General features: G+C 53.9%; 3 protein-coding genes. 1 reads left to right on the forward strand and 2 read right to left on the reverse strand.

Annotated elements, in window-relative coordinates:
- Positions 1 to 1228: 2-hydroxyacyl-CoA dehydratase family protein (locus tag VGJ94_02135; GenBank protein HEY3275392.1), on the reverse strand; the 1228-nt coding region annotated here is incomplete at its 3' end.
- 22 nt (positions 1229 to 1250) lie between these two features.
- Entirely contained in the window at positions 1251 to 2411 is a 1161-nt protein-coding gene (locus VGJ94_02140) for a 2-hydroxyacyl-CoA dehydratase family protein (protein ID HEY3275393.1), read from the reverse strand.
- Positions 2412 to 2839: 428 nt separating this feature from the next.
- Between VGJ94_02140 and iorA the strand changes: the two genes are divergently transcribed.
- On the forward strand, positions 2840 to 4609 hold a 1770-nt coding region (iorA, locus tag VGJ94_02145), incomplete at its 3' end, for an indolepyruvate ferredoxin oxidoreductase subunit alpha (GenBank protein ID HEY3275394.1).

The raw sequence follows: 4609 nt of genomic DNA on the forward strand, positions 1-4609 counted from the left end.
CCATAATGAGGACGGGTAGATCGCCGTAAATTCTCTTAAGCACTGCGGCCTGCTGCATGATACCCGCATGCCAGCTCCTGCAGGAGAAGGCGGAATGGAACACCACCCCATCGAGCTTGTAGTCCTCGATATATTCGATAATCCGCTCTACTTTTGGTGACGAGCCGGGCCTCTTGTACGCCTTGTCATACCAATGGGTCCAGAATCTGACCCATCTCCAGGCGATGCGCTCCAGGGGATCGTTCGTCTTGGGCAAATCGAGGCGCCCGATCTTTTCCGCATTGCGGTAGGTTATTTCTGCCGGGAATACCGCGCCCTTATCATTAAAATACTGGAAATCTCCAAGGGCAAACCAAGAAGGCAGGCCCGCGCCCCAGAGGATGCGGTATTTCTCGTCCTCCACCACTCCCTGCTTATTTGCATTTTTTTGGGTCAGCTCTTCGTAAAGGTTTACGTAATAATCGTATGCCTCGGGCGTCGCGAGGTTGAAGGTGACGGGCACCATGGTGTTCATTGCGTCCCCTGTATCCATAGGCGTGGGAACAGCCTTCCTCAACTCATAGGAGTCGATGAACATGTCCCACGTCTTTTCCGTCAGGTCGACAAGGGACGAGAGCCTATCCCAGTCCATCTTCTTGCCCGTCTGTTTCTCGCAGAAGCGCACGAGCTCGAGAAGCTCGGCCTTCGCATACTTCACGTATACCGCCTCCTGGTCATGATGGTTTACCTTGGGGTCCCACTGGGGATAGTACATGCTTCCCACGAAAACCGGCACATCCCTGAGATAGTGCTGGGTCGCCTGGGGCCATTTGAAGCGGGGGTCGCAGAGCTGCTGAGAGCTTCCGATTATCATGTCGGGCCTTCCCATGCCGCCCCAGGGCGCTCCGGGAGGGGTTTCGCCGCCGAGTTCCTCACGCCACATATCGAAGCCGATGGTGCATGTGGCATAGGTGCACAGAGAGCGGGAAAAATCCTCGGCCTCCGCTTTCTGGAGGTATTTCTCCGCGTCCCGCTTTGCCGCGCATACGCCCGCAAAGCTTTCGCCCCATGCGGGAACGAGGTCCATGGCCCTTATGATTTCATCCTGGCCGTCATTTATATATGCGTAAGCTACCTTCTTTCCCTCTTCTTTTGCCTTGAGGGTATCGGACAGGTTGCCGCGGACGAACTTCGCTATTTTTGCCGCTGCCTGTGTTGCCAAAGATCTGGGTTTTTTGTCTTCAGACATGTCATTATCCTCCCTACTTTTATTATGCGATCATTTCCAGGAATGCTTCTATCCTGGTTTTCATTCGAGGAAGAGTGGAGGTGGAATACTCATCCTCCAGGTAGAGCACGGATGCTCCCGCCGCCTCGACAAAACTCTTGATCGCCGGCACCTCAAAGCCGTAGGGGTCGCAATATTTGTAGATGAGCAGGATAACGCCATCTACCTTGAATTCCTCGATGTACTTCTTTAAATGACCGAACCGTGCTTCCAGGTTCTCCGCATATGTGTCGCCGGTCCCTACGAAAGTCGTGGGGAGTTTCAGCTTTCTCAGATATCTCTCCGCGATGCCCTGTACGGGATCGGCGGTGACGTCCACATCGTTCCAATACATCTTGCTTCCGATCGAGATATCATCCATCACCAGGTACGCTCCCACGCCTTCAATGGCTTCGGCAATGGCAACGTCGTCTACCTGATCTGCGAGGAGGAGTATCCGTTTCCTGTCTCCCTTCGAGGGCGCCAATCTTTGTTTGACTTCCTTCGTCACGCTCTGGATAAGAGCGCTCGACTCATCCACCGGCAGACTCATGGCCGCCACGAGGACCTGCATCATTTCCGCGCCGGAAATAAGAGGGGGATTGGTCTTCCTGAGGGCGTAAAGCTCTCTCATCAGCCGCCGGTTCTCGTTGTGGGCCCTCACCGCGTCGGCGATCGCCTCGTTCGTAATCTTATTACCGGTAAATTTTTCAAGGGTTCCTATCAGTATGCGGAGAATATCCTGCATGAATTCGATTGAAGGATTGTCGGTGACATGGGGTACGTTCAGAAAATGCCAATAAGGCAGTTTGAGAGTATCGCACCAGACGTCATCCGTCCTGTCGATGCTGTCGCACTGGTGGGGTAGTACCATACCGTCGAGAAACTCATACTTTCCTTTTACGGCCGCGTCAAAGACGTTGCGTACAAAGGGACAGACTATTGTCTCCATGTAGGCATCGCCCTTGGTGATTGCCTCGGCCACATTGCCCTTCAAACGAATGGGCACTACGCCCGCGGCGGTGAGAATTTCAACCGGTCCGAGGGCGGTGAGATAACCGATCACCTTTTTGCCCGCAGCCTTCAATTCCCTCGCCCGGGACCCGTACTCCGAATAGTACTTCCGAGCCCGTTCCAATCCGCTTCCCTCTTGTAGTTCTGTCATGGTAACTCCCCTTTTCTCCCCCGTTGCATCAATGATGACCGGAGGTAATTATGGTACGTTCAGACGCCGTTTAAGGTTTTGCAAGGAAAACAGTGTTTAATACCCGAAAACAATATTAACGAAGGACGGATAAATTTGTCAATAGAAATTTATTGAAAAAAGAACGAAATTATTTTGTTGACAAATTACCGGCCTTGGGCTAATACTTTTGATATACAAAACAATGTTTGCTATACAGAACCCAACTCCGGAAGATTGAACAGCAGGAAATAAAGGCGGGGAGCCCTGTTTTCCCGGCAGTGTGCCGGCGTTGACGCTCGGGCGCTGACGCTCGGGCCGGACGGGACCCATTAGACGGAGGGCCGGGAGATTGACAGGGTTTATGGGCAGGAGAATTCTCCTGAGATTCGAAGCTGAAAGGAGGAAAGATGAGAAAGATCATGCAGGGAAATGAGGCGATTGCCAGGGGTGCCTGGGAAGCAGGCGCGAATGCGGCATGCGCATATCCCGGAACGCCGAGCAGCGAGATCCTGGCCGAGGTAAAGAATTATAAGGAGATCTATACCGAATGGTCCACTAATGAAAAAGTGGCACTCGAAGTGGCTCACGGCGCTTCTCTTGCAGGCGGCAGGGCCATGGCGTGCATGAAGCACGTGGGATTGAACGTGGCATCCGATCCCCTGATGACCATTGCGTATACCGGCGTGAAGGGCGGACTGGTGGTGGTGGTCGCCGACGATCCCGGACAGCACAGTTCTCAGAACGAGCAGGACAGCAGGCATTGGACCCGCTTTGGTAAAGTTCCCATGCTGGAGCCCGCGGATTCGCAGGAATGCAAAGATTTCGTAAAAATAGCCTTTGAGATCAGCGAGAAATTCGACACGCCGGTGCTCGTGAGAAGCGAGACCCGGGTGTCCCATTGCGATTCGCCGGTGGAAGAAGGGCCGCGCAAAGATGGGCCTGTTGCGAAGGGGCTCAAACAGGCGGATACGCCGAAGTACGTGATGGTTCCCATGTATTCGAGGAGCGCAAGGGTCCGGGCCGAGGAGAGGATAGGGAAGCTTTCCGATTATAGCGATACGGAATTCCCCTACAATTCCATGGAGATCAATGACCCTTCGATAGGGTTCATCACCTCGGGCGCCTCGTACCTGTATACTAAAGAAGTCTTTCCCCAATTCTCATACCTGAAGCTTGGAATGGTATGGCCCCTCCCCAAGAAATTAGTCGCCGATTTCTTTAAAAAGGTGAAGAAAGTCGTGGTCGTGGAAGAGCTCGATCCCTTCCTCGAAACCGAGCTCAAGGCAATGGGGTATAAGATCTGGCACGGCAAGGACCTCATTCCCGCGATAGGCGAGCTCACCCCGGCTATTCTCGAAAAAGCTCTGAAGAAAGCGGTACAGGGCGTTGCCTATAAGGAGCCGAAGGTCAGGGTGAACCCGGAGGATTTGCCCAGGAGGCCGCCGAACCTTTGCGCGGGCTGTTCCCACAGACCCCTTTTCTATGCCTTGAAGAAACTGAATACCTTCGTATTTGGAGATATCGGCTGCTACGCCCTGGCAGTTGCCCCGCCCCTGGCCGCCATGCACGCATCGACATGTATGGGCGCGGGCGTGGGGGGCGCGTACGGTGCGGGTAAAATACTCGGTAAAGAAGGACTCGGAAAGATATGCTCCGTTCTTGGTGATTCGACGTTCCTCCATTCCGGAATTACCCCTCTCATGGACGCGGTCTATAACAAGGGGTACTCCACCACGATCATCCTCGATAACCGGATTACGGCCATGACGGGCCAGCAGGAACATCCGGGGACAGGGTTCACCATTGTGGGCGAGCCGACATCCATGGTCAATTACGAACAACTCGTCGCGGCGGCCGGTGTGAAGCATGTGAAGAAGGTCGATCCTTACAACATTAAAGAAACCATGGCGACGATCAAGGAAGAGCTGAATAGGGACGACGCGTCGGTGGTCATCACGGTCAATAGCCCTTGTATGATGCTCCGAAGGGCAAAACCCCTCGAGAAATTCAAATATGACCTCTATGTGGTCAACCCCGACAAATGCCGGGGCTGCAAAGTCTGTCTCGAGATCGGCTGCCCTGCCATAAGCTGGCAGGCAGGCGAGGGCATGACGACGGACGGCCATAAGAGGAAAGGGACCGTATTCATCAATAAAGACCAGTGCGTGGGCTGCGAG

This window comes from Syntrophorhabdaceae bacterium, assembly GCA_036504895.1.
Lineage (GTDB): Bacteria > Desulfobacterota > Syntrophorhabdia > Syntrophorhabdales > Syntrophorhabdaceae > PNOM01.